The organism is Variovorax paradoxus (assembly GCF_902712855.1).
GTDB lineage: Bacteria > Pseudomonadota > Gammaproteobacteria > Burkholderiales > Burkholderiaceae_C > Variovorax > Variovorax paradoxus_Q.
Window position 1 is genome coordinate 3,825,471 of sequence record NZ_LR743507.1, and the last position, 25,614, is coordinate 3,851,084.

The 25,614-nt window shown below is 65.0% G+C and carries 38 protein-coding genes; 8 read left to right on the plus strand and 30 right to left on the minus strand.

Annotation, left to right across the window (positions count from 1 at the left end):
* Positions 1 to 213 precede the first annotated feature (213 nt).
* Entirely contained in the window at positions 214 to 882 is a 669-nt protein-coding gene (locus AACL56_RS17545) for a winged helix-turn-helix domain-containing protein (RefSeq protein ID WP_339091086.1), read from the minus strand.
* Between the two features lie 243 nt (positions 883 to 1,125).
* On the opposite strand from AACL56_RS17545, the gene AACL56_RS17550 reads away from it, so the two are divergent.
* On the plus strand, positions 1,126 to 1,359 hold the full coding sequence (locus AACL56_RS17550) for a hypothetical protein (protein ID WP_339091087.1): 234 nt from the start codon (positions 1,126 to 1,128) through the stop codon (positions 1,357 to 1,359).
* Positions 1,356 to 1,670 (plus strand): phage protein NinX family protein, encoded by a 315-nt coding sequence (locus tag AACL56_RS17555; protein WP_339091088.1) that lies wholly within the window; start codon positions 1,356 to 1,358, stop codon positions 1,668 to 1,670. Before AACL56_RS17550 ends, AACL56_RS17555 begins: the two co-directional genes overlap by 4 nt.
* A gap of 12 nt (positions 1,671 to 1,682) precedes the next feature.
* Here the strand turns inward: AACL56_RS17555 and AACL56_RS17560 are convergent, their stop codons facing one another.
* Positions 1,683 to 2,309, minus strand: coding sequence for a hypothetical protein (locus AACL56_RS17560; protein WP_339091089.1), 627 nt, complete (start codon positions 2,307 to 2,309; stop codon positions 1,683 to 1,685).
* Positions 2,310 to 2,439: 130 nt separating this feature from the next.
* Between AACL56_RS17560 and AACL56_RS17565 the strand changes: the two genes are divergently transcribed.
* From AACL56_RS17565 to AACL56_RS34330, 3 genes are all read left to right on the plus strand, one after another.
* On the plus strand, positions 2,440 to 2,619 hold the full coding sequence (locus AACL56_RS17565; protein ID WP_339091090.1) for a DUF3606 domain-containing protein: 180 nt from the start codon (positions 2,440 to 2,442) through the stop codon (positions 2,617 to 2,619).
* Entirely contained in the window at positions 2,619 to 2,876 is a 258-nt protein-coding gene (locus AACL56_RS17570; protein WP_339091091.1) for a hypothetical protein, read from the plus strand. Before AACL56_RS17565 ends, AACL56_RS17570 begins: the two co-directional genes overlap by 1 nt.
* Before the next feature lie 98 nt (positions 2,877 to 2,974).
* Complete coding sequence (locus AACL56_RS34330; RefSeq protein ID WP_425337024.1) at positions 2,975 to 3,250, plus strand: DUF3606 domain-containing protein; 276 nt, start codon at positions 2,975 to 2,977, stop codon at positions 3,248 to 3,250.
* Here the strand turns inward: AACL56_RS34330 and AACL56_RS17575 are convergent.
* Entirely contained in the window at positions 3,196 to 3,480 is a 285-nt protein-coding gene (locus AACL56_RS17575) for a hypothetical protein (protein ID WP_339091092.1), read from the minus strand. The genes AACL56_RS34330 and AACL56_RS17575 overlap by 55 nt on opposite strands.
* 120 nt (positions 3,481 to 3,600) lie before the next feature.
* Positions 3,601 to 3,909, minus strand: a complete 309-nt coding sequence (locus AACL56_RS17580; RefSeq protein ID WP_339091093.1) for a hypothetical protein — start codon at positions 3,907 to 3,909, stop codon at positions 3,601 to 3,603.
* Between the two features lie 142 nt (positions 3,910 to 4,051).
* Between AACL56_RS17580 and AACL56_RS17585 the strand changes: the two genes are divergently transcribed.
* Genes AACL56_RS17585 through AACL56_RS17595 form a run of 3 tightly spaced genes read left to right on the plus strand, consistent with a single transcriptional unit; the run spans position 4,052 to position 5,147 of the window.
* Positions 4,052 to 4,342 (plus strand): DNA-binding protein, encoded by a 291-nt coding sequence (locus AACL56_RS17585; RefSeq protein WP_339091094.1) that lies wholly within the window; start codon positions 4,052 to 4,054, stop codon positions 4,340 to 4,342.
* Entirely contained in the window at positions 4,339 to 4,695 is a 357-nt protein-coding gene (locus tag AACL56_RS17590) for a BrnA antitoxin family protein (RefSeq protein WP_339091095.1), read from the plus strand. Before AACL56_RS17585 ends, AACL56_RS17590 begins: the two co-directional genes overlap by 4 nt.
* The gene (locus tag AACL56_RS17595) at positions 4,692 to 5,147 is read left to right on the plus strand and encodes a nucleoside 2-deoxyribosyltransferase (protein WP_339091096.1); all 456 of its coding nucleotides are present in this window, start codon (positions 4,692 to 4,694) and stop codon (positions 5,145 to 5,147) included. Before AACL56_RS17590 ends, AACL56_RS17595 begins: the two co-directional genes overlap by 4 nt.
* A gap of 61 nt (positions 5,148 to 5,208) precedes the next feature.
* On the opposite strand, the gene AACL56_RS17600 is transcribed toward AACL56_RS17595, so the two are convergent.
* The 26 genes from AACL56_RS17600 to AACL56_RS17725 form a co-directional block, all read right to left on the minus strand.
* Entirely contained in the window at positions 5,209 to 6,285 is a 1,077-nt protein-coding gene (locus AACL56_RS17600; RefSeq protein ID WP_339091097.1) for an acyltransferase family protein, read from the minus strand.
* Positions 6,286 to 6,355: 70 nt separating this feature from the next.
* Entirely contained in the window at positions 6,356 to 6,880 is a 525-nt protein-coding gene (locus AACL56_RS17605; RefSeq protein WP_339091098.1) for a DUF2514 family protein, read from the minus strand.
* The gene (locus AACL56_RS17610; RefSeq protein WP_339091099.1) at positions 6,877 to 7,407 is read right to left on the minus strand and encodes a hypothetical protein; all 531 of its coding nucleotides are present in this window, start codon (positions 7,405 to 7,407) and stop codon (positions 6,877 to 6,879) included. Before AACL56_RS17610 ends, AACL56_RS17605 begins: the two co-directional genes overlap by 4 nt.
* Positions 7,404 to 7,913: a hypothetical protein gene (locus AACL56_RS17615; RefSeq protein WP_339091100.1), complete on the minus strand. Its 510-nt coding sequence runs from the start codon at positions 7,911 to 7,913 to the stop codon at positions 7,404 to 7,406. Before AACL56_RS17615 ends, AACL56_RS17610 begins: the two co-directional genes overlap by 4 nt.
* Positions 7,910 to 8,449 carry a hypothetical protein gene (locus AACL56_RS17620; RefSeq protein ID WP_339091101.1) on the minus strand — a complete coding sequence of 180 codons (540 nt, stop codon included), beginning with the start codon at positions 8,447 to 8,449 and terminating at the stop codon, positions 7,910 to 7,912. Before AACL56_RS17620 ends, AACL56_RS17615 begins: the two co-directional genes overlap by 4 nt.
* A 15-nt stretch (positions 8,450 to 8,464) precedes the next feature.
* The gene (locus tag AACL56_RS17625) at positions 8,465 to 8,878 is read right to left on the minus strand and encodes a hypothetical protein (RefSeq protein ID WP_339091102.1); all 414 of its coding nucleotides are present in this window, start codon (positions 8,876 to 8,878) and stop codon (positions 8,465 to 8,467) included.
* Positions 8,879 to 8,881: 3 nt separating this feature from the next.
* Entirely contained in the window at positions 8,882 to 9,751 is an 870-nt protein-coding gene (locus AACL56_RS17630) for a hypothetical protein (RefSeq protein WP_339091103.1), read from the minus strand.
* A gap of 69 nt (positions 9,752 to 9,820) precedes the next feature.
* Positions 9,821 to 12,868 (minus strand): phage tail protein, encoded by a 3,048-nt coding sequence (locus AACL56_RS17635; RefSeq protein WP_339091104.1) that lies wholly within the window; start codon positions 12,866 to 12,868, stop codon positions 9,821 to 9,823.
* On the minus strand, positions 12,868 to 13,263 hold the full coding sequence (locus tag AACL56_RS17640) for a DUF6950 family protein (RefSeq protein WP_339091105.1): 396 nt from the start codon (positions 13,261 to 13,263) through the stop codon (positions 12,868 to 12,870). The genes AACL56_RS17635 and AACL56_RS17640 overlap by 1 nt, the downstream gene beginning before the upstream one ends.
* A complete protein-coding gene (locus AACL56_RS17645) occupies positions 13,263 to 13,841 on the minus strand; it encodes a hypothetical protein (RefSeq protein ID WP_339091106.1) in 579 nt (192 codons plus the stop codon). The genes AACL56_RS17640 and AACL56_RS17645 overlap by 1 nt, the downstream gene beginning before the upstream one ends.
* Positions 13,838 to 14,428 carry a hypothetical protein gene (locus tag AACL56_RS17650; RefSeq protein WP_339091107.1) on the minus strand — a complete coding sequence of 197 codons (591 nt, stop codon included), beginning with the start codon at positions 14,426 to 14,428 and terminating at the stop codon, positions 13,838 to 13,840. Before AACL56_RS17650 ends, AACL56_RS17645 begins: the two co-directional genes overlap by 4 nt.
* On the minus strand, positions 14,425 to 17,226 hold the full coding sequence (locus AACL56_RS17655) for a phage tail tape measure protein (protein ID WP_339091108.1): 2,802 nt from the start codon (positions 17,224 to 17,226) through the stop codon (positions 14,425 to 14,427). Before AACL56_RS17655 ends, AACL56_RS17650 begins: the two co-directional genes overlap by 4 nt.
* Positions 17,227 to 17,288: 62 nt before the next feature.
* Positions 17,289 to 17,753 carry a phage tail assembly chaperone gene (locus AACL56_RS34335; RefSeq protein ID WP_425337065.1) on the minus strand — a complete coding sequence of 155 codons (465 nt, stop codon included), beginning with the start codon at positions 17,751 to 17,753 and terminating at the stop codon, positions 17,289 to 17,291.
* Complete coding sequence (locus tag AACL56_RS17665; RefSeq protein WP_339091110.1) at positions 17,696 to 18,139, minus strand: hypothetical protein; 444 nt, start codon at positions 18,137 to 18,139, stop codon at positions 17,696 to 17,698. The genes AACL56_RS34335 and AACL56_RS17665 overlap by 58 nt, the downstream gene beginning before the upstream one ends.
* Positions 18,129 to 18,734 (minus strand): hypothetical protein, encoded by a 606-nt coding sequence (locus AACL56_RS17670; protein ID WP_339091111.1) that lies wholly within the window; start codon positions 18,732 to 18,734, stop codon positions 18,129 to 18,131. The genes AACL56_RS17665 and AACL56_RS17670 overlap by 11 nt, the downstream gene beginning before the upstream one ends.
* Entirely contained in the window at positions 18,727 to 19,518 is a 792-nt protein-coding gene (locus AACL56_RS17675) for a hypothetical protein (RefSeq protein ID WP_339091112.1), read from the minus strand. Before AACL56_RS17675 ends, AACL56_RS17670 begins: the two co-directional genes overlap by 8 nt.
* Positions 19,515 to 19,967, minus strand: coding sequence for a phage tail tube protein (locus tag AACL56_RS17680; RefSeq protein ID WP_339091113.1), 453 nt, complete (start codon positions 19,965 to 19,967; stop codon positions 19,515 to 19,517). The genes AACL56_RS17675 and AACL56_RS17680 overlap by 4 nt, the downstream gene beginning before the upstream one ends.
* 76 nt (positions 19,968 to 20,043) lie before the next feature.
* Positions 20,044 to 20,391, minus strand: coding sequence for a DUF3168 domain-containing protein (locus AACL56_RS17685; protein WP_339091114.1), 348 nt, complete (start codon positions 20,389 to 20,391; stop codon positions 20,044 to 20,046).
* A complete protein-coding gene (locus AACL56_RS17690; protein ID WP_339091115.1) occupies positions 20,388 to 20,855 on the minus strand; it encodes an HK97-gp10 family putative phage morphogenesis protein in 468 nt (155 codons plus the stop codon). The genes AACL56_RS17685 and AACL56_RS17690 overlap by 4 nt, the downstream gene beginning before the upstream one ends.
* A gap of 2 nt (positions 20,856 to 20,857) precedes the next feature.
* Positions 20,858 to 21,391 (minus strand): hypothetical protein, encoded by a 534-nt coding sequence (locus AACL56_RS17695; protein ID WP_339091116.1) that lies wholly within the window; start codon positions 21,389 to 21,391, stop codon positions 20,858 to 20,860.
* Between the two features lie 65 nt (positions 21,392 to 21,456).
* Entirely contained in the window at positions 21,457 to 21,828 is a 372-nt protein-coding gene (locus AACL56_RS17700; protein WP_339091117.1) for a phage head closure protein, read from the minus strand.
* A gap of 1 nt (position 21,829) precedes the next feature.
* Positions 21,830 to 22,156, minus strand: a complete 327-nt coding sequence (locus AACL56_RS17705; protein ID WP_339091118.1) for a hypothetical protein — start codon at positions 22,154 to 22,156, stop codon at positions 21,830 to 21,832.
* Between the two features lie 2 nt (positions 22,157 to 22,158).
* Positions 22,159 to 23,562 carry a phage portal protein gene (locus AACL56_RS17710; protein WP_339091119.1) on the minus strand — a complete coding sequence of 468 codons (1,404 nt, stop codon included), beginning with the start codon at positions 23,560 to 23,562 and terminating at the stop codon, positions 22,159 to 22,161.
* A complete protein-coding gene (locus AACL56_RS17715) occupies positions 23,552 to 24,958 on the minus strand; it encodes a phage portal protein (protein WP_339091120.1) in 1,407 nt (468 codons plus the stop codon). The genes AACL56_RS17710 and AACL56_RS17715 overlap by 11 nt, the downstream gene beginning before the upstream one ends.
* Positions 24,951 to 25,184 carry a hypothetical protein gene (locus AACL56_RS17720; RefSeq protein ID WP_339091121.1) on the minus strand — a complete coding sequence of 78 codons (234 nt, stop codon included), beginning with the start codon at positions 25,182 to 25,184 and terminating at the stop codon, positions 24,951 to 24,953. Before AACL56_RS17720 ends, AACL56_RS17715 begins: the two co-directional genes overlap by 8 nt.
* Positions 25,181 to 25,570 (minus strand): hypothetical protein, encoded by a 390-nt coding sequence (locus AACL56_RS17725; RefSeq protein ID WP_339091122.1) that lies wholly within the window; start codon positions 25,568 to 25,570, stop codon positions 25,181 to 25,183. Before AACL56_RS17725 ends, AACL56_RS17720 begins: the two co-directional genes overlap by 4 nt.
* Between the last annotated feature and the right edge of the window lie 44 nt (positions 25,571 to 25,614).

Consider the following 25,614-nt stretch of genomic DNA (forward strand, 5'->3'; position numbering starts at 1 on the left):
CTAACGGTTACTGACCGAAGAAAACCTGACCACGAGACCGGCTACAACCTGCTCGTAGGCTTATCACGCGGGCCGAGCAACACCGCCAGGTTTTGATGGTCACTCACACTGCCAACCTTGCCGTGGCTTGCGATGCCGAGCAGGTCATCGTCTGCAGCATGGAGCGCGACGGCTCGAACCGTTGTGACGGCACGCCGAAAGACCGCGCCGCTATCACTCCCGATCGGCAAGCATGTAACCGACCCCTCGCACTGTGTGCAGCAATTTTGTGTCGAATGGATCATCAAGCTTCTTTCGCAACCGGCGAACCGTTACTTCCAACGCATTGGATTCGTTGTCCAAGCTTGTATGCCAGACACGCTGTGCCAGGGCCCCGCGAGAAACCGTTTTGCCTGCATGCTGCAAAAGCTCCGCTAGGAGGGCAAATTCGTTGGGCGAGAGTTTGATCGAGACCCCCTGGCGCGCGACTTGCCGGCGCAGGATGTCAACCTCAAGATCGGCGAGTCCCAGCCGACTGGTCTCCGGCGGCATACGTCGCTCCAAAATCGCCTGCACGCGTACTTGGAGCGCTAGCTCAGAAAACGGCATGGCAAGATAGTCGCTCGCGCCTAGTTGCAGGCCTTTGAGGCGATCTTCGACCTTGTCACGCGTCGTGATCATCAGCACAGGTGTCTGCTTGGAGCGTCGGATGGCTTGCAAGACAGTCAGATCGGGGCCCGCAAGGGCAACGTCCAGCAGCACGAGGGAGTAATTACCCTCAGTCGCCAAGTACCGTCCTTCCAAGCTGTCGCACGCGACGTCGATGGAATAGCCCAGCGCTGTTAGAGCTTTCTGTACGCTAACTAAGAGAAAGGGGTCATCTTCAATTAGCAGGATTCGCATGGGATGCCCTCGGGTTGGCCCATTCTGCTCGTGTTGTACCTGGCGTTGGCGCTTGACTATGCCGCGAGGCACCGCAGCGGGATGCAGTGGGACGGCGTCGGGCGCCCCGCGTCTCATCCACGAAGATTCGATGTCGCATTGACGCAAGATCAGTGTCGTTCCGCATCAGCCCGCTTCTGTGGGGTTCGTTTTCCTCGACGCTCCTCGATAACATTTCAGCCCATGGCGACCTTGTACCTCACGATGACCGATAAGCTCATCAGCCACTGGCGAGCGAACAACAACGTCTATCCGCAGAAGTTCGTGCTGTCGCCGGCATTGCGCGACGAGTATCTGCAGTGCTTGCGCACGATGACGACCAACAGGGCGAAGACGATCACCGCGCCCGATCGGCACATGGGCGTGCTGATTGAAGTGGCGGAGAACACGCCGGGCGTGATGGTTGCAGCAGACGGCACTGAGGTGGTGCTGCAGTGAGCGCATCAGCACGCGAGCTGCTGGGGGCAGAGCTTGACCGCTGGGTGGCAAAGGCCGAAGGCAAGGCCGCGCCCTCTGGGTTCAGCCCGTCGACGGACTGGGCGGCCGGCGGCCCCATCATCGAACGGGAGGGCATTCACGTCGCGCCGATGCCCGCCAAGGGATCGACGTGGTGCGCCATCGCCGTGGGGCGCCTGCCGGTGCGTGCAGGTGGGGGCACCGGCGGAGGCTGGGTCGAAGGCCCGACGCCTCTTGCAGCCGCCATGCGGGCCTATGTAGTGGCTCGGTTCGGATACGACCTCAGCCAGTAGCGCGGCTGAGCGTCACCTGCGCTTGAACCGCTCGGGCGGCACCGCGCCCTTCCGCTTGACCTTCACCCAGTCCCTCGAACGGATGCCTGGCTCGTACACGCTGGCGGCGCGCTTGGCCACCAAGCCCTCGAGCTTCAGCGGGATCACCGCCTCTTCAAAAATCCCGCCGGGCTGGTCCTCGAAATGCCGCACCACCAGGATCCCCGGCCGAGCCGGCTTGAACAGCCTCGCCAGCGCCGCCTTCCGCTGGACAAGCGGCTGCTGAGTGATGTCCTCTCCACGGAACACCAGCAGGTCGAAAACGCAATACACGACGGGCGAGGCACCCTCGTACCAGCGACGCCGACGCGCCCGGTCCTGCAGCTTGTCGAAGTCGCTTCGGCCCAGCTCGTCAAGCACGCACATCTCGCCGTCGACAACATACTGCCCGCCCTTCACGCTGGCCAGCGCCTGTGTGATCTCGGGAAACCATCGGGTCGCGTCGGCGCCGTTGCGACTCCGCAGCGATACCGTACCGCGCTCGAACTCTGCCGCCACACGGTAGCCGTCGAACTTGATCTCGTAGATCCAGCCCGGCTCGTCGAAGTCGAGCGGCCGCTCGTCGAGCAGCATGGGCGGGTAATCGGCAAGGCGCGGCATGGCTGGAAAGTCTCGCCGGCGTAGGAGAGTTGCTGTCAGCCGGAATCGCTTTTTGAGGATGGCCGGCCGCCCACCGCGGCGAGAACTTCAGGCAACGCTGGCGCGGTGCTGGCGCCAACAGGAGACCCGCATGACAGACGATCCGAAAAAGACAGGCCTCGACCGAAAGCTCATCGCATTGAGTGAGCCGCACGAGGTGCTGTCGTGGACAAAATCGCTGGGCTGCACGGAAGCGCAATTGCGTGAGGCAGTCGCAGCCGTTGGCAATTCCGCCGAGGCCGTGCGCGTCTACCTCGGGAAGAAGAAGTGATGTCGCATATCCGCCGGATTTCCGTGCACGTCGACGAGTCGGATCCTGGGCACTTCTACTGGGTGCTCATGGAGGAAGGCGATGATGCATCCCAGTGGCGCGAACTGGAGTCGGCCGACGAGAGCTACGACATGTGGCTCGACGCGCTGCAGGCCGGCACGAAAGCGCTGATCGCATACGCGCCAGACGAGCGCATCGGTCCGCGAGAGCCCGGCGACGACGAGGATGCATCGCCGGTCGGCATTCCCATCAGGTAAACGCTCGTGAGCCTCTATGCCCTGCTGTGCGCTTGGCGAAAGTTCGCCTGGTACGTGCGGCGGGGCCCTCTCGCCTAACTTCCAGACGACCTGCGATCATGATCTCTCGCAAGCAAACCCAAAGGATCACCGCGAATACAGCTGCCGATGCGAAGGCGTGGGCAAAGGAGCTCGGCTGCACAGTTCCAGAGCTCAGGATCGCACTACGTGCGGTCGGAAATTCAACCGAGCGTGTCAGGACCTATTTGGCCGCGCTCAACGGCCGCACGGCTGATGCTGCAGTCTCAACTGCATTCGACCGCCCGGGACCCAGCGAAGGTCATTTGGCATTGAGCCCGCGAGGTTGGCCGGGGCTGCAATCGTCAAATTCCTGAAGTGAGATGGCGGCGAAATCGTCGCCACGGTCGCGAAGCCGGCGAAGCTCTGCTCGTCCCATCGGCGTGATGCGAAGGATAACCGCCCCTTGGTCGGCGAGTTGGCCGGGCTCCGGCAGATTCGCTTCCAGCAACTGCGCCGCAGCCAACACCGCCGCGCAATGGATGTCGGCTTCCTCATGGATCAACAGGGGGAACGACGCATTCTCGATGCGTCGCAAAAAATTCATTGGCATTGGCGTTTGGTTCCTCTCGGCTGACTCAGCGGCGAATCTTGGAGGACGCGCTCATCGATTAAGCAACGAATGGAGCCTTCCGCGCCGAAGTCGCGTTGTTCGCCTACAAGCTTCCTACCGGTCAGCGCTGACGTATGCCTGCGCGCGCTCGCCGCCGGCGCCGGCGGCGCGCCGGTCCAGGACATAGCGCAACGCCGCCTCCAGCGTCGGCCAGCTCGGGAACACGTATACCCGCTGCCGGCGCTCGAATCGACCGCCAAAGGTCTCTAAGGCTGTCGAGAACCCTTTCACTGCTCCAATCAAGGCCGGCTTCATGTGGCCGAACGGCGGGGAGAACTCGCCCACGGCGCAGCCGACTTCGGCTGCGAGTGCCTGGGCACGATCAGAACCGGCCGGAGCCGGAAACAACATGGTGCTGGTCATGCTCCACACATGGGGATGCGCTGCGAGATTTCTACGCTGGCGGACCGCTCGCGGCTCAGGACATCGCTGATCCTGCAACCATTTTTCTGTATGCACAAAATAATCGTTGCATGCCGATTTAATCGTTACTACAATTAAATCCATGCTCACCGTCATCGAAACCCCCACCTTCCAGAAGCAAGCCGCCGACGTGTGGAACGAAACGGAACGTATGGAGTTCATCAGCTTCATTGCCGCCAACCCTGAAGCAGGCGACGTGATTCCCGGTGCCGAAGGTGCCCGTAAAGTTCGCTGGACGGTGGCAGGCAAGGGCAAGCGTGGCGGCGCCCGGGTGATCTACTTCAACCTGACCGAGGATGAGGTGGTGCTGCTGGTGGCGGTGTATTCGAAGGCCGACAAGGCCAACATTCTTCCGAAGGAGATCAAGCGATGACCATCAAGTCTCTGAAGGCCCTGAAGGGCCTCGATGTCGAGAAGGTGGCGAAGGCCATCGAGGCCGACGCAGGCGAGGCGCTGTCAGGTCTGCGCGAGTCGCTGGCCGAGGCACAGGCCGGCAAGTTCGCTGCCGTGCACACGCCCGAGCAGCTGGCGGCACGCAAGCGCGGCCGGCCGGTGGGCAGCGTGAAGGCCGACCCGAAGGTGGCCACGACTATCCGCCTGGACGCGGAGGTGCTGGAAGCACTCAAAGCGGCAGGGCCAGGCTGGCAAACGCGCGCAAACGACGCTCTGCGTGCGGCTTTCGTGGCGAAGAAGGCAGCGCCCCGTGTGCCGCGCACCACGGCATGAGCACAGTAGCGCGCCCCCGCGTTTACCTCGCAGGCCCTGACGTCTTCCGGCCCGATGCGGAACAGCACTTCGCCGTAATGGCCGCTGCGTGCGAGACGCTCGGCCTCGAAGCACTCTCCCCGTTCGACGCGTCGATCACCGCCAGCATCCCGCCGCACGCGATCTACGAGGCCAACATGGCGATGATTCGTTCAGCCCATGGGGTTGTGGCGAACCTGGAGGCCTTCCGCGGCGCCGGGCCGGACTCGGGCACTGCTTTCGAGGTCGGAGCAGCCGTGGCACTTGGCCTGCCAGTGGTCGCCTATGGCGGCCAGCCTGCTGACTTCGGCGTCAACTTGCAGCAGGCGCTTGTCTTCGTGTCCGGTGCCGAGGAGGCGCTGCAGCTGATAGCAAGGTTACTGTTCGGCGTGACGCAGCCTACGGTACCGCCGGCGATGCGCGATCTTCGGTAACTGTGTCGAGCAGAAAACGCACAACTCAGACGCGGCCAATGACGGAATAGCGGTCAGTCGCCTATCGGCGCCCTAGCTGCAGCTCGGCCGGGAGATCAACAGGCTTCGACTCATTCCGACGCCCAGGGGCAAGGCGTTTTGAAAGAGCGATTGCGGGCTTCTCGACCCATCGATGAATGACGTAGGAGGCAAGCAGCACCCCCGGCACATAGAGCGCGAACTTAAGGGGCAGCTTCCCGTGCGGCGTGTAGCTGAAGACCAATGTGGAGACTGATGTGTGGATCGCATACATCGGATAGGAGATCTCTCCCACGAAATTTGCAACTCGCCCACGCAAGAAAGGGATCGAGTTCCTGTACACAAAAACAGCCCCGAAGATCGCCGCCGCCAACACGAATGAGAGAAGCGGTGTGCCCCAGGAAGTGAAAAGCCTCATAGGGCCCATCAAGAAAACGCAACTTGAGGCGAGCATGCCAAGCCACATGTCGCCAGCACTGATCCGGCCAGTGAAGTGCAAGGACGCGAAGAAGGCGATAAACATGAACGGCAACATGGTCGCTGCAAAACCGATGTCGCCAGTCCATGCCGGGCCAAGACCTGGAAACTTGAAAGCGAACATCGCCACAAGGATGAGGAAGCCCAGCGATAGTCGGTTGATCGATGCCCACGATCCCCGCGAAATCCACAGGATGGCCGCGCAGATCAAGTAGAACTTGAGCTCGATCTGAAGCGTCCATACAACCGGCTGTGGCATGGCGTGCGGCGGTTCCCATAGTCCACCAACGAGCGAAACCATCAAGAAGTACAGCCTAGCCATGTCGAAGTTGGCGGCGTAATTTCCGACCAGTATCCCGACCGCAACATGCAGCAGGCAACACACCGCAAAAACCGGGTAGAGGCGCAGTGCGCGTCGGATCAAGAACTCGCGTGCGGAGGTAGACCCGAGGGCGATGGGCGTCACGAAGCCACTGATCAAAAAGAAGACGGCAACGGCAACCCCGCCGATGAATGCCGAGACCTCAAACCGCAAATCGCCCGGCACTGTGTACGTGTTCGAGATTACGAAATGCTCAAGCGCAACTGCGCAGGCAGCTGCGCCTCGGAGCCCATTCAGAGCATCGATCCGCTTTTTGTCCATTTTCTTCTTCTAGAGGAGTCTGCCTCCCGACGGTCGCAATGATAAATGGTTGCTCAAGAGCGACTCTCCTTTACGGAAGCGTCACTGCATCGGCGTGCCGCTCGCAGATGGTGCCGGCGGCGCCGCGTTTATCAGCGATGCGCGCCAGTTCTCCCGCTCGAGCGTCAGCCCGGCCGAACAGGTCGGCAAGCAAATCGAGGGGGTCGGCGGTTGTCGGCCCTCCGGCGGCAGCGGCGGGCGCTGCGCTGGCTGCACGGACGGCGGCGCGATAGGTGGCAAGCTGCTGGTGCAGCTGACGAGCAGCATCCCCAGCGCGATCAGCGTCAGCGCGTGCAGCGGCGATCTGTTTTTGTCCATCTTGAATGACTCCATCGACGCGGGTGCGCCATGTCTGTTCGAGGGTGCGCTGCGCGCGCTCGGCCAGGCGGGCGGACTCAGCTGCAGTGGCGCGGTAGTCGGCCAGCTCAGTGCGCGCCGAGGCGGTGTCGCTGCGCTGCTCTGCGAGGCGCACGGTCTGCAGGCCCAGCAGCGCCAGAAGACCGGCGACAGCGATCAACCGCCAGTTGCCGACGGCCCAAGCCAGCGCGGCGCTCACGGAAGCCCCAGGAAGGCGCGCGCGGCGCGGTGGTGTCTTTCCCACTCGGCGCGCAGCTGGGCCCGCTTCGCGGGCGTCCCGCGCGCGTGTGCACCAGGTCGCCAGGCGTGCAGGTAGAGGAGCCATGCGGCCTCGGTGTCCGTCACCCGCGGCAGCGCACCGGGCTCGGTCCAAAGCAGCAGACGTGCAAGGATCGCGGCCAGCACGTCGTCGTTCTCGATGGCGATCCAAACCGCCAAGGTGGTGAACGCCACGTGGCGGGCGTCACAGGCAGCACAAGCCAAGTCTTTGGTTGCCGGATGGGTCATGGTGCCCGCCACCATGCCGCCGCCCTGCTCGGCCTGCCAGAACGAGCGCGCCGGCCCCTTCTTTGAAAAGTCGTTCACGACCTGCCACCGGTGCTCGAACTTCGATTCCTGCAATCCGATGGCCAGCAGCATGACGCGCGCCTCGAGACTGGTCATCTTCGCCGGCAGCCAGGCAAGGGCGGGCTCGATGCCGGTGCGCATGATTTCGTCGAGGGTCATGGCTTGCTTTCGTTGAGGGGAACCACGTCGCTGACCGCAGGGTCGGCCGGCGCGCCGTTGCGCACCTTCGCGCGAGCGTTGTCGATTGCGTCAGTGACGAACTTGTCCACCACGCCCAGCCAACGGCCGCGCGATGCGCCAGCCACCACGAGGATCCAGATGCGCCACCCGCGGGTGATCTGCGGCAGGCTCACGAGATCGATCTGCTTCATCGCATCGGCGGCCGAGTTCCAGGCTTCCACGCAGATCAGCGCGAAGACACCGCCGACCACGGCGACCAGCATGTCTTTCGCGAGGACGAACTTCAGGTCTCCGACAAGCGCCTTGAAGCTCATCATGGTGACCATCGTGCGGCCGATGCCGCCGAGCAGGCCTGCGGCTCCGGCCAGCCCCAGCGAGATCCAGTCGAACGCCATCACGTCCTGCGCGAGCGTCGTGTTCGCATAGCAGACGGCGCTGTACGCGAGGAGCCAGGCCGCGGCGGCCGAGGAAAAAGTCTTGTTCATCGTGCGGCTTCCTGTTCTTGCTTTACGTGCGCTTCCGCCCGCTCTCGGGCTTGCTGGGAGTTCACGGAGTACGCGTAGAACATGCCGATGACCACTGTGACTGCCGAGCGCACCAGGTACGAGCCACTGAGCGAACCGAGGTCAAGAGGCGCTGCCAGGTTCGCAAGATAGATCCAGGTCACCGAAATGAGGAAGCACCCGCCCGCGGCCACGATGCGCGGCCAATACAGCCCGAGCTTCGTCGGGATGGCGATCAGCGTGCACAGGTGGGGCAAGCAGGCCAGCACGCCGGTAGTGAACAGGCCCGTGACCATGTACGGCGATGGAGCCAACTTGGCAACCCGGTAGATCAACGATTCCTGCACGTCGTACAGGTACAGTTGCGGCTCGATCACCAGCAGCAGCACGATGATCACCGCGGCGGCTTGGTACATGCGGATTTCCTTTTGCGCACGCGCCAGTGGCGACAGCGTGATCGAGGGAGCACGCTTCACCCATTCGGCCAGCTTCTCGGGGGTGTCGATCTGGATTGACATGGTCATACCCCTCGATCAGTTGTCGAACACCGGCGCGGCCGGCAGCATCGCGATCAGCTGCTCGAGCGTCGGCTCTTCGGCGTCTCCCGCCTGCACCGCCGCCATCAGCTGGTAGCAGGTCGCATAGACCTGATCCATCCAGGTTCCGAATGCGACGCCGTCCGCGTGGAAAGGGCTGTCCGGCAGCGCTGCGCGCACCGATGCACTCAGAATGCTGTCGTAGCCCTTGGCACGAGCTGCGGCGTTCAGGTGCGCATCCACGCCGGCGAGAAGCACCGCGGCGCGCTGATCGAGCGTCGGCCCTGTCGGCAGCGCCGGCTCGTTGTCGGCAGACCATTCGACGAAGGCCAGGTAGTCGGCGTTCTCCGGGTCGATTGGAATGGTGGCGCCATCTTCGCGGAGGATGTAGTTCGAGAATTTCGTGTACATGGTTCAGAGCTCCGCAGAGGCAGACGCGGTGTAATCGACAACGTAAGAATCGCCAGCTGTGGAGCAGTTCAGCTCGCATCGGAATCCACGAACCGTCGCCGCGAGATAGACGAACGTGGCGGCATTCGAGGCCGAGCCTGTGGCGAATGTGGCGATGGTCGGCGTCGCCCTCATCACCACCGGAAGGTTCACCATGGTCGAGGTGGCTTGTCCAGGTGTGGTCGCCAGGAATCGCGCCCCGACGTTGACGAGCTGGAAGTAGCGCCGGTTCAGCAACTCTTCGAAAGTGAGCGGTCGACGCTCATACGGCGTTGGCACGAGGCCAGGCTCAAACTGCACTCGGGACAGAGTGCCGGTGCCAAACTCGATGGACAGGTTCGTGTTCGCTGCCACGCCAGTGGCGGTCACGCCTGTCGCCGCTGCAGCGCCCGCGCCGATCTTTCCTTGGGAGGTGCCGAACCACGACATCGCGTAGTCGCCGCCCTCGATCAGATTGCCCTCGATCGGTTGCACCAGCGAGCCGGCGGTGATGGTCATGACGATGTCAGGGCCCGACGCGGCAAAGGTGTAGCTGCAGCCGGCCGCGCCCGCCTTCCAGCCGTCGTGCCCGTAGACACCGGCTGCGAGCACCACCGAGCCAGCCTTCGCGCGCTGGTTGACGACGAAGTTCGGATTGCGCGCGCGGTTGCGGAAGCTGATGACGGGGCCGATGCCGAGCCGGGCACGCGCATCCGCCGCCAAGCCAGTCGATCCGAGAAGGCCTGCAGCCCCCCAAAGGTTCTCCCACAACGCGTCGAAGCCGGCTCGGGCCTGCGCGTTGCTGGGCGTGGCGCCGCTGCCGGCGATGCTATCTTTTGCGGGTGGTGCGGGCATCTCTGCTCCTTTCGATGAACGAAAAAAAGCCCGCTCGAGGCGGGCCGTTGTTGATGCGGGATGGGCGGGCTAGTAGCCCTTGAGCGTGATGTCGGCGGTAGCGCCAGCGACGGCGGCGCCCGCCGCGTTGTAGGCCCAGATCACTGGGGCCATCGGGTTGGTCTTGTCGATGCGGATGGTCACCGCGCCGCTGCCATTCACCTGCAGCGTGGCCTGGATGTTCTTGATGACCGAGAAAAGCTCGTTGTAGGGAATCACCGTCCCGGCCGCTGAGATGGCCAGGTTGTCGATGTTCTCCTCGATGTCTGGAGCGTCCACGGTGACCACCAAACCCTGCAAGATGCCCCGGGTTGCGCCGGCGCCGAGGGTGACGCGGAACTGGTACACGTCGTTCGCAACCACGATCTGGCCAGGCCATGGCATCCAGTCGCCGGGAGGTCCGTAGAAGGGCTCGCTGTCAGGGCCGTAGAAAGAATCCTCGTCGGGCCCATAGAAGGCGCCAGGGCCTGCAAGCCGGTACTCGATGCGCAGGTCGATGCCCTGCACGTCGGCAACCACCGTCATCTTCGACCCAGCGAGCGCGGAGCCGATCGGCAGCGGCGTGGTGACGTAGACCATCTCCGCATAGGACTCGGCCTTGTAGAACGGTGCCGTGTCGCCGCCGTAGAACGCCTGGTTGTCCGACCCATAAAACGAATCCAACGGGTCCGCGGTGGGGTCGCCGGAGACCAGCGTCCACCCGCTCTGTTCCCCGGCGGCAGCCGGCCATCCGAGCGCCTTGTAGTCCCACTCCTCGACGACGTTTGCGATGGGCGGGTCGCCCAGGTTCATCACCACCACGCCCGGCAGGAAGGACTGATTGCCGCTCGTGTCCTGCGCCTTGACCATGATGGTCACCAAGCCGCCGGGCCGCATCTCCGGCTCCCACGGGCTCTCCGTCACGAGTCCCTGATGCAGGGGCGCGGCGCTGTTCCAGTCTTGGTTCTGGGTGTAGTGGAAGCGGAAGACGAAGCCCGCAAGGTCTGGCACGCGCCGCGACAACGACCACGACAGCACGGTGCCAGCGATGGAGAGGTTCTCGACATTGGGCGGCGGCTCGGTCTTGCCGATGACCTGATGCATCAGTTGCGGACTCCAGTCGCTGACCGTGATTCCGTTGCGCGTGCGCGCGCGGATCAGGATCACAGCGAGATCGGCCACGCCCGAGAACTTCAACCCAGTCGCATCACCTGGCGCAGTCTCGCGTATCCACTCCCCGTCCGGCAGGACGCGGTGCTCGAGTTCGACGGCCCCGCCATTCAGAATCGAAGCGTCGAGGATTGGGGACCAGGTCACCCGCACGCCGTTCAAGATGGTGCCGTCACCTTGAACGATCAGCTCGTCTTCGCCGCTGCTGACCGAGAGGATCGCCGGCGGGTGAATGTCCCATGGCTGCGGAAGGTTGCTGTTCGGGGCCAGACCGCCCGGCAGGAAGCCAGCGCCCCAGGTGAAGATCGCCGCAGTGGTTTCCTTCAGCATCAACACGATGCGACCGTCCGGCACGAACGTGCGCGACAGGATCCGGAACTCTTTGTTGCTGAAGCCGTAGCGGGGCAAGTCCAGCAGCACCCCGTCGAAAAGCTCCAGCGGATAGGCGCTCATCTTGAACGACAGCGTCACCGTCATCGGATCGCGGCTGTCGCGCAGCATGATGCCGGCGATGTGGAACGCCTGCCCCGCGTAGAACACGGCCGGCATCTGCACTTCCTGAGAAAGCTCTGCGCCATCGGCGGCAACCAAGGCGTCTGCCCGGAACGGCGTGATCGTGGTCTCGATGTAGTTCGCCGCCTGGTCCCAGATTCGGATCGCGACGGTGTTGAACTTCTCGTTGCGCGGTCGATGCGGGTTCAGCGCGTTCGGGTTCTGCGAGATCGATCCATCGCCGTTGCGCTGCACCGTCGCTAGGTCCCGCTCGGTCAGCGTCATCACCGGCAACTGGTAAACGCCTGCGCGCACGAACAGCTCGCCGGCGGCGTAGGCCCACTCGCCGCCCATGGCTTGCGCCAGGTCGTCCAGCACGTCGCGAGTGGCAGTGCCGAAGGGGATCACGATCGCAGCGCGATACATCCGAACGACGGTGCCGGGGATGTAGTCGATCGTGTCGTCACAGGCGTTGGCCGCCGCGATGATCCGCGTGTCCTCGGCCGGGGTGAAGCTGGTGCGCTTCCCGAACTGCGGCAGTTGCATGACGTGCCGCATCATCAACGCGGGGTTCTCGGAGAACTGGGTCGGGCCCGTGCGCGTGTCCAGCATCTTCGCGCCGCGCAGGACAGCGGTCACCGTGGGAATGCCCGATGGCAGCGCACCATCGTTGTATGCGAAGTGGCAGACCAGGTAAGCCACGCCCCGAGCCCGGTGGTCTGCGGTCCAGACACCCGGCTGCATCACCATCAGCTCGCCGTCGGCAGCTTGATCAGGCGAGCCCAGGTGCTTCAGGATGCGCACGAAGGAATTGAACCCCTCATACTGGTAGTGCACCTTCACAGTCCAGCCCGGCAGCTGGTTGATGATCGTCACGACGCGACCGGACACGGTGCACTCGACCGGGTGTCCGCCGATCTGGCCGACAGGTGACTCGATGGCGGAGACCGATCCGGCAATAGGGTCGCGGTCCAGCGTGATGGTGTCCGCTCCGAACGGCACCGACTGCTCCGCGCTGATCGTGGCGGGGCGTCCGTATGGCGCTGAGGTGACTTGGCCCACTTCGTTCACGTCGACGGGCTGATCATTCAGGTAGATCTGCTCGTAGCCGTCGATCTCGTGGCCGGCCATCGCGATGCACAGGACGAACAGCTCTTTGTACTGCCCGATGCTGGTCTTGTAGAACGCGTGCCCGCCCTTGCGCACGCGGCCCAGGACCAGCTCGCGCGGCATCGTGGTGCCGGGGTAGTTCACGAGTCGGTCGACCTGCGCGGCATCGAACTGCGCGCGCGCCACGCGCTCGGCCTTGCGCTTCTGGTAGCTGGAGAGCGCGATCGTGCCCACCAACGTGATCGCGTACGAGATACCGACGACGACGGCCGATGTGACGCTGAGCCCGGTTGCCCAGGCGACGACGGGAGCGATGAACGTTGGCATCAGATCTTCCAGGCCGCGAGCGCGGCATCCATTCCGATGAAGACGGTGCCTTCAGGACCGGCACCAGCCACACAAGTGCCGTTGCACACGCCGAGGGCTTCTCGACCATCGTTCAGCACGAGCACCACGTCGCCGACGGCGGCCATGGTTGGAGCCACGGGCGGACCCAGCAACGAGGTGGCCAGCGCGTGCAGGCCTCCGCCCTCCTCGATCAGCCGCGCTGCGGCGAGGGCGCTGTCGTAGACCGGCACGCCAGCCATCGGGTTCACGCCCGTCAGCGCCTGCACGGCGGCGGCAGCGAACGTGCAGCAATCGTTGGAGCCCCAGGAAAAGGGCATGCTTGCGCGCGCCTTGCCGAAGTCGGAAAAGCGCGATTGCCAGTTGGGAAGTCTCATCAGCGGCTGGCGATGTAGTACTGCTTGGTGGGCCAGACGATCGGCACGCCCTCCTGGGGAATGACGAACTCGAACGCTCGGTCACCCGGGTAGAGGAATTTCTGATCCGCGTCGCTCGTGGTGAGCACGTTGCCACGCAGGAGATCGACCTCCGAGCTCTCCGCAGTGACAGCAACTGTGCAGGTCTCTCCGTCTTCTTCGATCGCCATCGTGTCGACGTATCCGGTCCAATCGACAGGCGCCTCGATGACTGAGCGACCGGCATCGAGGATGGCGTTGCGAATGCTGATTGCAGCGCCCTGCACCACCGTTGCGTCCGCGAGCGCCAGCGCCAGGTATTCGATTGGAACCCCTGACATCTGGAACTGCAGGCCTTTCACCTCGCCTTTCGCATCTTCAATGGGGCTGATCGATCCAAGCCCTGCGGCGCCGCGATACGTGACGCCGGCATGCACGATGTCGAAATTGGAAGACGCCAAAGCCACCGGCACGCCTGGGAAGCCCATGTAAACCAGCTGCGCGATGCGGAGGGGCGAACTGCTCAGTGCAGTGAGGGCCGCGGCCGATAGCGATCTCATCCGACGGCCTCCACAAAGTCGAATGACGCTTCCGGCGAATGGCCCGGGATGTACTGGATGGCGGAGGGAGACACGAGGCGAAACGGTGCCGTAGGCTTGTCCCAGGTCACCGGAGAGCCACCGCCCACCGCTACGCGCAGGCAGTTCACGATCTGCACGAGCATCACGCCTGCACCATTGGCCGTTGCGTCGGTCGCCACCATGAGCAACAGGCCAGCCACGCCGATCATGTCGCCTGCCTTCAGCGTGGCGCCGGCGGTCGTATTGAGCACCAACGCCTGAGCGCCGGCCGCCGCAGCCTGAGCGGTCGGCGCGCCCCGCATTGAGCCCCGCGGCACTCTGCGCACGTAGTGGTACAGGGCCACGGTATTCGTCATCCCCCGGAGCGAGGCAATGAACGCCTCGATCACCGCGGCGTCGGCATGCAGCCGATTCGGCAGCGTCAGAGAAAGCAGCCAGCGATCGTTGAGGCGGTCGATCACCTGCTCGCTGCCGCTGTCCGGCGAGGAGAACACGCGCTGCGCAACCTGCATCCGCAGCGTGAAGAGGTTGGGACAGAAGCCGGTAGGCGGAACAATCAGGCTCATATCCGCGTGCTCCCATACTGGCTTTGCCGGCCGAGAGCGGCAGCAATGCGCCGCTCCGTCCCCAACTGCGCTTCCTTCAGCATGGACAGCGTGGCCACGTCACCCACGGTGTTCTGGATGACCACCGAGACCGGGGGGCCGCCGCCGGAAAGTTCATGATTCGGAACGATGCGACCAGCAGTGTTCGGGACAAACAACTCCGGGCCGCGCTCGCCGACGATCGATGCGCGGCCCACGGGAGGAATGCCGCCATCAGCGAACTTCAGCCCGGTGAACCAGTTGCCAATACTGGACCCCAGGGAACTCAACCAGCTGCTCTCGCCGGTGCCCGTTCCGAAGGCGTTGTTCGAAGCGAGCAGAGAGTCCAGCGCGCTTCCGCCATTCCCAATGCCGCCCAGCATCAGCTTCGCAAGCGGTCCGGTGATCTGCTGCCTGATCGTGATACGGGCGAGGTCGGCGATGATGGAGTCGGCCAAGCTCTTGAAGTCGGCCTTGCCCGTGGTGACGAGCGAGACAAGCTGGTCTTCGAGTCCGCTGAATCCCTTCGACCACACCTGCTCCGTCTGCTTCGCGACGTTGCTCACCTCGTCGAGGTAGTTGTTCAGTGCCTTTCTGGCACCGTTGACCCAGTTCGCACGTGCCTCCGCGTCCTTCGCGTAGAAATCCTTTTGCGCGGCCAGCGCGTCGTCGAGCGCCGCACGAATCTTTTTCACCTCGTCACGGTAGGCGTCGGTGTTGAACGCATCGAAGCCGTTCTTCGAAGCATCGGACGCTTTGTCGTTTACCGAGCGCAGGTTCTTCTGGTACTCGCGGTACAGCGCGTTCTGAGCATCGAGCTCCTGCATGCCACGGTCACCGAGGCCAGCGCCGGAGAGCACGCGCAAGTACTGCTCGTTGCGAGTTTCCTGCGCCGATTCAAGGGAGCGCGTGATCCCCTCCATCTGCTTGGCGAAGGCGAGCTCCTGCTCGTTGAGCTTCTTGGCGGCTTCCTTCTTCCGGATCTGGTCGTCGAGCGCAACGTTCTGGGCGAGCGCACCCTTGATCGCGTCCTGGCCCGCGAGCAGGCTCTTCTGCTCAGCAGTGAGCACCTTCTTATCCTTGAGGTCGGCAATCAGCTGCGTGAACTCCGCCATCTTCTTCTCGGAGGCGGTCAGCTTGTCCGCATCCTCGAGCTGAGCCTTCAGCGCCGCGCCGGCCTGGCGGACGCCCTCGAGATACTTCGTTGCCGCGTCGTCCTGGTAGGCCTTCGGGGTGGCGCCCTTCGGATCCTTGAACTTCTCGTTGATGTCGGCGACTTGCTTCCGGTACTCCGGCGTGTCGGTCGACTTGCCGAGCGTCTTGTAGTCGGCGTCGAGCTGCTTGAGCGCCTTCGACCGCTTGCTGGCGTTGGTCGCGATCTCATCGCTGAGCTTCTTGAGCCGGTCGGACGCGGCGATCTTGGCGGACTCCGATCGCGCGCGCTCGCCTTCGGCGATGGCTTTCTCCTGCGCTACGAGCAGGGACCGGTTGAGCGCAGTGACGTCGGCCTGGAACTTCTCGCCCGCAGCGCCGAAGGCGCGACCGTACACGGGATTGTTCGAGACTCTGGCCTGATATTCGTTCAGCTTCCCTTGGGCTTCGGTCAGCCGCTCACCGATGGATTGCGTGCGTCCGACGCCCAGCATTGCATCCCACGCAGCCTTCGCGCCATCAGCGAGGAGGCGCCAGCCGCGCTCGAGCGATCCTGCCGACGCTTCGATCTTCGACAGGCGAGCAGTCGTCTCCGACGCCAACGCGCCCTGCGCGGCGGCCGTAGCTGCTTCCTTGTCGCCCTGCTCCTCCAGCGCCCGGATCCGCTCGTACGTCTCGAGCGTCAGGTAGTGCATCGACTCGTTCAGCTTGGCGGAGGCTTTGGTTGGCTCGTCGGCGAGCTTGGTGAAGCTCTGGGTCGCGTCATCGATCGACGTGCCCAGCACGCGGTTCATGTAGACCACAGCCGTGCCGACGGCCGTCAGCTGCTCGGTCGCCACCTTGCCACTGTTGGCGAGCGAGGTCAGCGCCTCCGCTGCGGCGCCCTGGGTGCCCACCGTGCGAGAGATGGTCGTGGCGTAGCCCTGCAACTGGCTGACTGTGATGCCGAGATAGTTGCCGGTCAGGATCAGCGCCTTGTTGTAGTTCTCCGATTCCTTGGCACCCTGGAAATACGCCGCCGCCAGCGTGGCCGCGGCCGCCGCCACGACGGTGTACGGATTGATGAGGCCCAGCAGCGCACCGCCAAGCGCCTTCGCCGCGGGCACGATCCCCCCGAACATGTCTTTCAGCTGACCGCCCTGCTGCAGCAGCACCGTCAGCGGCGCTTGGCCGCCCTGCAGCCCTACAACGATGTCTGTGAGCTGCGCGGGCACGCCGCGCAGCGCCGCGGCCGTCTGGCCAGCGGTGACACCATACTTGTTGAACTGGGCGCCACCGCTCTTCAATGCCGCTTCCTGAGCACGAATCGCTGCGATCTGCGCCTGCACCTGGTCGGTGATGCCCGCTTGCGCGGCGCGAAACTCCAGCACCTCGCCGCGAGTCTTTCCGATCGTCGTGGAGTAGCGCTCGATCGAGTTGATCAGGCGCTCCTGTTCTCGCGTCAGGCTTGTTGATGCGGTGCCGGCATCCTTCGCGCCCTTGGCCAGCGCGTTCCCAGCGCTCGCGCCCGCACCGGTTGCAGCCTTCTCGAAGCCTTTGACGGCCTGAGTCGCGCTGGCCATCGCCGCAGAGACGCCCGAGGAATCGGCGGTGTATTCGAGTACGGCGGAGGCGATCACATCGGACATCGAGGCTCCTCCATGGGAAAAAGGCCCGCGCGTGGCGGGCCATGGTTGTTCAAGGGCAAGGCCTACAAGGCGGCCTTCCCGGTCATCTGGCTCTTCAAGGCCTTGGCGCCAGCAACAGCGCCGGTCGCTTCGTCGTTCTGGATCGACAGGTACGCGTCATCAAGGGCCCGCAGCGTTGCCACTTCCCAGCCGTCAGGGCGAATGCGCTGCAGCCGGAAGTAAGCGTCGAGGTCTGACCATCCGATCGGGTTGATCGTGAATCCCGCGGTGCGCGTGCTGTTGAGGTCGAGGAACCAGTTCCACAGGTGTGCGGTCTCGGCAGGCAACGGCGGCATGTTGGCCAGCTCGGGCGCGACCACGCCCGTCTGGTCCCGAATTTCGATCAGAAGCTTGAGTCGGGTCTTGCCCGTTTTCTTGTCGGGCTTGGACAGCGTGAATTGCGCGCGGGCGTACTCAAGCAGGGCCGCCGTCAGGCCCCGGCGAAATTTGCTTCGTTCTCGATTGCACCCAGTAGGCGGCCGACCCAGTTCGGACGCGCCTTCAGCATGCGGGCCAGGTTCTCGGCGCTGAACTCGAACGGCTTTCCGCCGTCGGTGAAGCCGAACCATCCCACGGTGCACGCCTGGATGATGATCATCTGCCGCACACTGCCGCCATCCACGACGGCGCCGGCACCTGCTTCGGTGGTCAGGTCGGCACTCGTCTTCCTCTTGTTGGCATCCTGGATGTTGAGCATCTGGATCCGGCGGTCGGCCGCGGAGTACTCGGGGCTGGCCGGGCCGACGACGACGAATCCGACCTTGGCGCCCGGTTCGACCTTGCCGTCTGCGTCCGTGGTGTCGGCAAGATGTCCCACGATCACGTCATGGGTCAGCTGGGTGGTCGATTCGAGAGCCTGAATGTCAAAGTTCATGGGAGTCCTTGGGAAGTGAACGAGTGAAGACGACGCCGATGCCCATGAGTGAGCCCGGCGCGATGAATTCGGTGGTGCGATAGCCCTCGGCCTTGATCTCGGCCCAGAGCTGCGGCACCTCGACGAGGCGGCCGTGCACACGCTCGGCCTGGCCGGTACCGACGATGTCGTGGAAGGCGACGACGGGCGCGAGGTCGCGGTAGTTGACCCAGTCGGCCTTCACGCCGTCGTAGGTGTGATCGCCATCGATGAGGATGGCGTCGAAGGGCCCGAGGTCCGCGACAGCGGCGACGACATCAGGGTGGGTGCTGTCCCCGAGCAGCGTGCTGACCTGATAGCCGCGACGCCCGACGTCGTGGACGCCTGCTTGCAGCTTCTGCCCCGTCGTGGACTTTCCCCACAGGCCGCCGGGCAGGTCGCACGCAAGGCCGACGGCGCCGGCCGGCAGACTGGTCATCACCTCGTGGAAGGTGTCACCCTCGCGTGCACCGATCTCGGCGTAGCGGGTGACACCCTCGGCCTGCAGCAGCGCGATGAACGCGCGCAGCTCGGATTCGTCTTGGCTGGCGCGGCGGCCAGAGAAGGTTTTAAGCATGGATTCCTTCGAATGGTTTGCCGGCTGCAATCTCTTCGAGGCGCCACTGCCGCCACGCTAGCCGGTGGGCCCACGCTTCGCGCGCGGGCCGATGGAGGTCACCGACCCGGTGCGCGGCCACGTCCCAAGCCATGGCGCCGGGATCAACGGCGACAGTCGGCACGCCGGCCAGCACCGCCTCGACGCCTGTATTGCTGTTGAACGTGATGCATGCCAGCGCGCCGTCGAGCGCCTCAGAAAGGGACCCAGTCGACGGCCTCGTGTAGTTGGGGCGGTGGATGATTCCCCGCTTTACGGCGGCCGGGTGCGGCCGGAACAGCACGTCAGCCTCGTAGCCGATCTGCGCCTTCAGCGCGGCTTCGCTGTACCAGCTCGACAGGTCACGCCCCTGGAGGCTCGCATCGCCGGGCACCTGTCCGACCAGCAGCACATAGCCGCCATCTCGGCGCCACGGCCGCTTGAGGTGGCCGAAGTGCTCGCGGAAGCGCGCGCCGCCGTCGGCCGGCCATTCGGGAAATCGGGCTCGACCGTTCAGGCCGTTCCAGCCCAGCGAGTACCAGGCGAAGCGGTCGCCCAGGTACGCGCGCTCCATCACCAGCACCTCGTGGCCAGCATCGCGCAGCCGCTTGCCCTGCCGCCAGCCCCAGGCGCACACGTGCAGCGTCGAGCAAACCTCCGTGCGCTGCAGGCGCGCGGTGCCGCCGACGGCGCGGATGCCGTCGGCCACGGCCAGCCCGCACCTGGTCTGATGCTCGGCCGTCGCAACGATGGTCAGGTCGATCACGCGCCAGACGGATCGACTTCCTCGGTCTCGCCGGTGAGCCGGAAGTTGTAGGTCGCGCTGACCACGCCGTCGACGGCCGCCGACCAGGAGCGCTGCGACACCAGCGCCAGCGCCCGGAAGATCGAGCCATCCTCGAAGGTCACCTCGATCAGGCGCGGCTGCTTGTCGCGCGACGCCGTGCGGATCACCGCGTGCGCGGGGTTGCCCTGCTTCCAGTGGCCGGTGACGGTCATGGTGCCGCTGTCTTCCAGCCCAAGGCGGAACTCCTTGGCGGTCGAGCACAGCGTGGTGGTATCGATTTCCGGGGTCGTGCCGCCCTGGTACTGGATCTCGCGCGCGATGCAGTCGAGCGACGCGAACGTCGGCAGCGGCGTGGGGTCGAGCACGTCGACGGTGGTCTCGGAGATGCGGATGGAGGTGCCTTGCACCAAGAGGACTTCGGAGGGCATGGTTGGCCTTTCTTTGGACAAGAAAAAGCCACCCGAAGGTGGCTTGGTGGAGATGCCCAATCGCGGGCGGAGAAATTCAGTCGGCGGCCCAGAAGCTCAGGTCTTGGCGCGCGCCGTAGGCTTTCGTCGGAGCGTCGAAGATCGCGGCAAGGCCGCCCTGCGATACGCCACGAATCGGTGGGTCGGTGAGCAGCTTCTCTGCCTGCCGCATGAGGGTGTTCGCCTGCGGCCGGGTGTCGGCCCATACGGTGAACTGGAGCCTCGCGTTCTGCTTGTCGGTGTTGCCGCACAGCGTGTTCGACGGCACGCCGCCGACCTGCTGGTACGTCACGAATGGATGCGTGGTGCCCTGGGGCGCCACGTCTGGGTAGACCGCGCCCGGAAACAATGTCTCCAGCGCGGCAACGACTGTCGGCTCGATCATCGATTCAGCTCCCTGATGAGTTCCCTCGTGCGCTCGCCCAGCCGCATTCGGGCGGCGTCGTTGGCCGCTTGCAGCTTGCCAAGGAAGGCCGGTCGGATGTAGGGGTGCGCGGCGACGTTGCGATTGCCGTACTCCACCTGGTGCCAGTGCGGCGCCTTCTTTTTGTTCGGGCCCGTCGCGTAGACCTGTCGCGTCGCTGTGGACTGCTTGTAGTCGTGCCACTGGTAGATGGCTTCGTACAACTGGCCAGTGCGGAACGGCACCTTGAGCCGGATTTCCTTGTAGAACACATCGATGCCGGCACGCGCAGCGGATCGCAGCACCTTCTCCTGGATTCCCTTTTCCAGTGCTTTGTTGACCTGCTCGATGTCGGGACCGAGGAATGCAACACCGACGCCATCCTTCTGGAACATCGCCGCAGTGCTGGCATGCACACGCCGCTGCGATCCTCTGCCGTTTGCCATCCCTACCTCCGCAGCTCGGTCGCCAGGTCGCCGGCTGGAAAACACTCCAGCGCGCTGCCCGGCGTGCAGTTCACGATGTCAGCGCCGCGGCCGCCGAGATCAGGGAAGCGCGCGATCCACCGCCGGTAGCTGCTGGCGTCGGCATTGCGCAGCGGCGCCGCGTGGCGTCCGAACCAGTGGCCCCCGTTGCCCGCCGACATGTCGTATCCGCACAGCAGGATCCGCGCGGCGCCCGCCTGAATCGCGACATGCAGCGCCTGATAGCCGGAGTTGCCGCCGGTGCGGATGCAGGCCGGGTCCGGGTCGTAGCCGCGCTCGCCGGTGCTGCGCAGGCACAGCAGGTCTGGGAAGCGCTGGTTCGGCATGGCCGTGACCTTCAGCCCTTCGAACGCCAGCGCCTCCGGCTCGTTTCGCACCCACCACATCACGTCTGCCGCGTAGAGCATGTCGGCCCAGGGCGCCAGCCGGAACGTGTCGTTGAGCACGATGGCGGGCACCGCGGCCGCGCGCAGCTGGTCAGCGACTTCGCGGCTCATGCTGGGCCCGCTCGCGCAGATTGCGACTGTCCGACCGGCCCACATGGCCGGAACCGACCAAGCCGTCATCCCTTGTTGGCCCCGATTGCGGCGCCCAGGTCGATGAACTCCTGCGCCACGCCGTCGGGCAGCACCACCTTGATCTCGTAGATCAGATCGGGGTAGCGCGGCATCCGGTGGTGCACGATGCGCATGCTCGCGTCGACAGGCTCGACGTACCGGATCCGCCAGCTCGCCGTCGCGCGACTGACCTCGGCGCCGCCGGCCACGAACTCCTGATTGACGAACCCACTGCCGTTGATCGTCTTCAGGCTGGCCGGCAAGCGGGAATGCACATCCACCCACGTCTCGGTCGGCTGACCCCAGCTGTCACGGCCGACCGTCTTCTTCTGGATCGTGATGCGCTGGTTCAGGCGCCCTGCGAAGACCTGACCCATGTCACGCCAGCGCGGGGTCGCGCTGCCTCCACAGGATCCGTGTGACCTTGTCGGAGAGCAGGTCGCCCACCGAGGCCTCGCGGTTCTTGGCCATCTCCACGGCGACTTCGAGCACTGCGGCCTGAATCACCATCGGCACCGCCGAAAGCGGGCCCGGCGGCGAATCGCTCAGTGCGGCCAGCCACGCTGGTGGCGTGTCGCCGAACTTCAGGTAGTCGATGACGATTGCCGACGCGGCGTCGGCGCAAAACTGCAGGTCCGGCTCGTTGTCGGGCAAGAAGTCGTTCGCGCGCCGCTGCACCTGTTCAAGAGTGACGAGTGCAACCATGATCATGTCCCCAGTTTCACAGGTGCCGGAGCAGCCTGGGCGCCGGGGTCGCGTGCATCCTTGCCGTCGCGGCCGCGCTTGGCCGCCAGCTGCCAGGTCCTGCTGCCGTCGAGCGGCTTGTCCGCCGTCGGCTCGTTGCAGAACCACAGCGAGCCGCCCCAGGTCACGGTGTCGCCCTGCTCGTAGGTCTCGCCCTCACGGAACACTCCGCGGTAGATCATGGCCGGCAGGCTGAAGGGATGCAGGTCCGGCGTGCCGCTCGAGCGCTCGACGCTCACGAAGCCAGTGCGGCCCTGGAACGAAACCTTGATCTCGGCGACGCCCTCAACGATGCACTCCCAGCCCTTCATGGCTGCCGTCGTCTCAAAGCTGCGCCACAGGCCGCCAGCGTGGCGCGCGTAGGTGCCGCGCGGGTACGACTTCGCCGCGTCGATAGCGGGAAGAATTTCGATGTGGGCGGCATCTCGGCCCGGCTCGCCATCGAGCGGCACGCGAATGGAGGCCACTGCCTTCGCCACCGCGTCTTCGACCATGCGCTGCACGTGCTCGGCGGGCACGCTTTCGCCGTCCTTAGGTACTGGCAGCGCGGCAACAGCCTTTGCTACCTCGTCTGCGATCAGCGGCTGCACATCGGCAGGCGTGATGCTGACGCCATCCTTCGGCTTCGGCACGGCGTCGACAGCCTCGCGCACAAGTTTTGCGACCAGTTCGGGATCGGCGTCGTTGCCGTCCCTGGGCGCCGGGATCGCTGCGACGGCCTTGGCCACCTCCTGCACGACGAGCGGAGCCAGCTCCTCGACGGTCACGCTCACTCCGTCCTTCGGCCGAGGAATGGCGTCGACGGCCGCCTGCACGAGAGCGGCGACCGCTTCAGGTTCGACGTCCTTCCCGTTCTGCGGCGCTGGCAGCGCGCCGACGGCAGCAGCGACCTGCTCTGCCACGAGGGGAGCGAGTTCGTCCACCGTAACGCTGATCCCGTCTTTTGGAGCCGGCAGTGCGCCAACTGCCTCTCGGACGAACTGCGCGACGACAGCCGGATCGGCGTCTTTGCCATCCTGGGGCTTCGGCAATGCCGCGACCGCGGCGGCCACCTGCTCGGCGACGAGAGGCGCGACCTCGGCCACTGTGACGCTTACGCCGTCCTTCGGCGCTGGCAACGCGGCCACAGCGGCGTCGACCATGCGTTGCACAGTCTCAGGCTCAACGCTCTTCCCGTCCTCGGGCTTCGGCAACGCGGCCAGCGCTCGGCCGGCGGCCGCTTCGGCCTCGGCAACAATGTCCGGTAGCGTGGCAAGCCGCTGTTCGACGACGGATATGCGCGACGCCAACGTCTCCTCGGCGGCCCGCACCACCCCCTTCACGGCCGCGATCACGCCGTCAGCGAGCGCTTTCAATTCAGGCCGCATGGGTCAGTTCCTTCTGGATGTAGTCGAGGAAGTCGCGCGCCTCCTGCGCGGCGGCGTCATCTGGCGGTGCAGGCGCGGGCGCCACAGCGGGCGCAGGCGCAGGAGCAGTCGCTGGCGCTGCGAGCGGGTTGCCCTTGTCTCGTTCCGCCAGTGCGGCCAGCGAGTAGTTCTGCTGCTGCATGTAGACGGTGTCGCCGCCGGTCAGCGGCCCGCGGTTGAGCGCCTTCCGAGCTTCGTTCGGGGTATCGATCGATCCGCCCACGCGCTTCACCAGGATGTCGGTTTGGGAGGAGGGGTCCATTCGCAGCAAGCCATCCAGCTCAAGCTCGGTGCCCATGGGACCGCGGCCGTCGATCCGAACGTCGAGCCCGAGGCCCTCGTCCTGGCACAGCTCCATGCTCTCGATCAGCGACTGCAGGCAGTCGGTGTAGTAGATCTGGTTCATGTCGCCGACCTTCTGGCCAGTCGGCAGGTCGCCGTGCCCGATCTTGAATGGCGGCACGTGGAAGCACGAGCAAACTACCTCGGCCGTCCACTTCAGCTGTGCGATGAGCTCAGCCTCCACCGCGGACATGCGCATCGGCTCGAACTTCAGGTTATCTCCGAGCACGGCGACCTTGCCAGCCTTCGCGCCACCATAGTTCTCGTCCCAGTGGTCCTTCAGGCGCTTGGCGGTCTCGTCGCTGATGGCACCAGGTGCGGTCAGCACGCCGCCCGGCCGCGCGCCGTTGGCGAAGAAGCGAGTCGAGTCCTCCTGGATCTTCAGGCCCTGGCTCGCGGCAAGGCCGCATGCGAACAGCGGCGAGGTGCCAACCAGCGGATGAAAGATGCAGTTCATCCGGTCGTGGATGATCTCGCTCGCCGGCACCGTGACGCCGCCGTCCGTCACGCGGGCAAGGTAATCGCCGCCCAGCTGGTAGAAGACCGAGCCGTCCGGCGACACGAGCGGCTGCACGCGCGTCGGGTCCAGAAGGTACTCGCGCCTCACAACACCTCGATCGTCGCGCTCCTTCAGCGCATACGCATTGCCGCGCATGAGCTTTGAAGTGATCCACTGCTCCTTGAACTGGATGTGGTTCTGGAAGCGGTTGGGCTTGCGCAGCACCGGCGAGTAGGCGGGGCTGTCCGTCTCGTTCCAGATGCCGTTAGCATCCTGCTCCATCAGCTTCGGTCGCAGCTTGCCGATGTCGGCCGCGATCAGCGTAATGCAGGCGTACACAGCGTGGTAGGCCAGCGCAGTGTCGACGCTCCACTCGATGTTCTGCTGCCAGGCACCGGTGAAGGCCTCTCGCACGACCGGCCACCATCCGCCGCGCGTCGGCACGGACTGCAGCGGGCCGCTGGCCTTCTGCCGGGCGCCGTTGGCCATGGCCGAAAAGACGGACAAGCTACGCATGGTTCATGCCTCTGCCCACGAGGGCCGTCACAAGCAGCAGGAAGACGCCGGCGGCGATGAGCGCCCAGCCGAGGCCGGCCAGCACGTAGACGCCAGCCACCACGAGCCCGATGCCGGCGGCACCGAGCACGATGAACCACAGCAGCGCCGAGAGCGCCACCGCGCCGACCACAGCGAGCAGGCTGGCGCCGGCCGCCAGGGCCCGCGTGATCGTGGCCGCCTTCATTCGGCAGCGGCGCCCTTGGCTTCCACGAGCGCGGCGCGCACCTTGTCGGCGCCGGAGGCATGGTGCACCTTCACGTCGAGCTTCTTGGCCAGCTCGTGCAGCGCCGCGGCGTCCATCTCGTCGAGCACGACAGTCGCGCCGTCGACCGCGATGACATGTTTGCCAGCTGGCGCGGTCGCTGCGGCAGCCGGTGCCGGTGCCGGTGCCGGTGCCGGTGCCGGTGCCGTCGCAGGCGCGGGCGCGGGCGCAGCAGGCGGCTCGGCCGTCGCGGCGACCATGTCCCGCGTGGAGTAGCGACCACGGCCCATGGCCTCGAAGATGCGGGCGTAGCGCGGAGCCATCACCTTCTCCCGGCCGGTCTTGCTGTCGAACACTGTGACTTTCATGGTCGTTCCTTTGTGGTCAGCCTTGCAAAAAGGGCCTCCCGTGG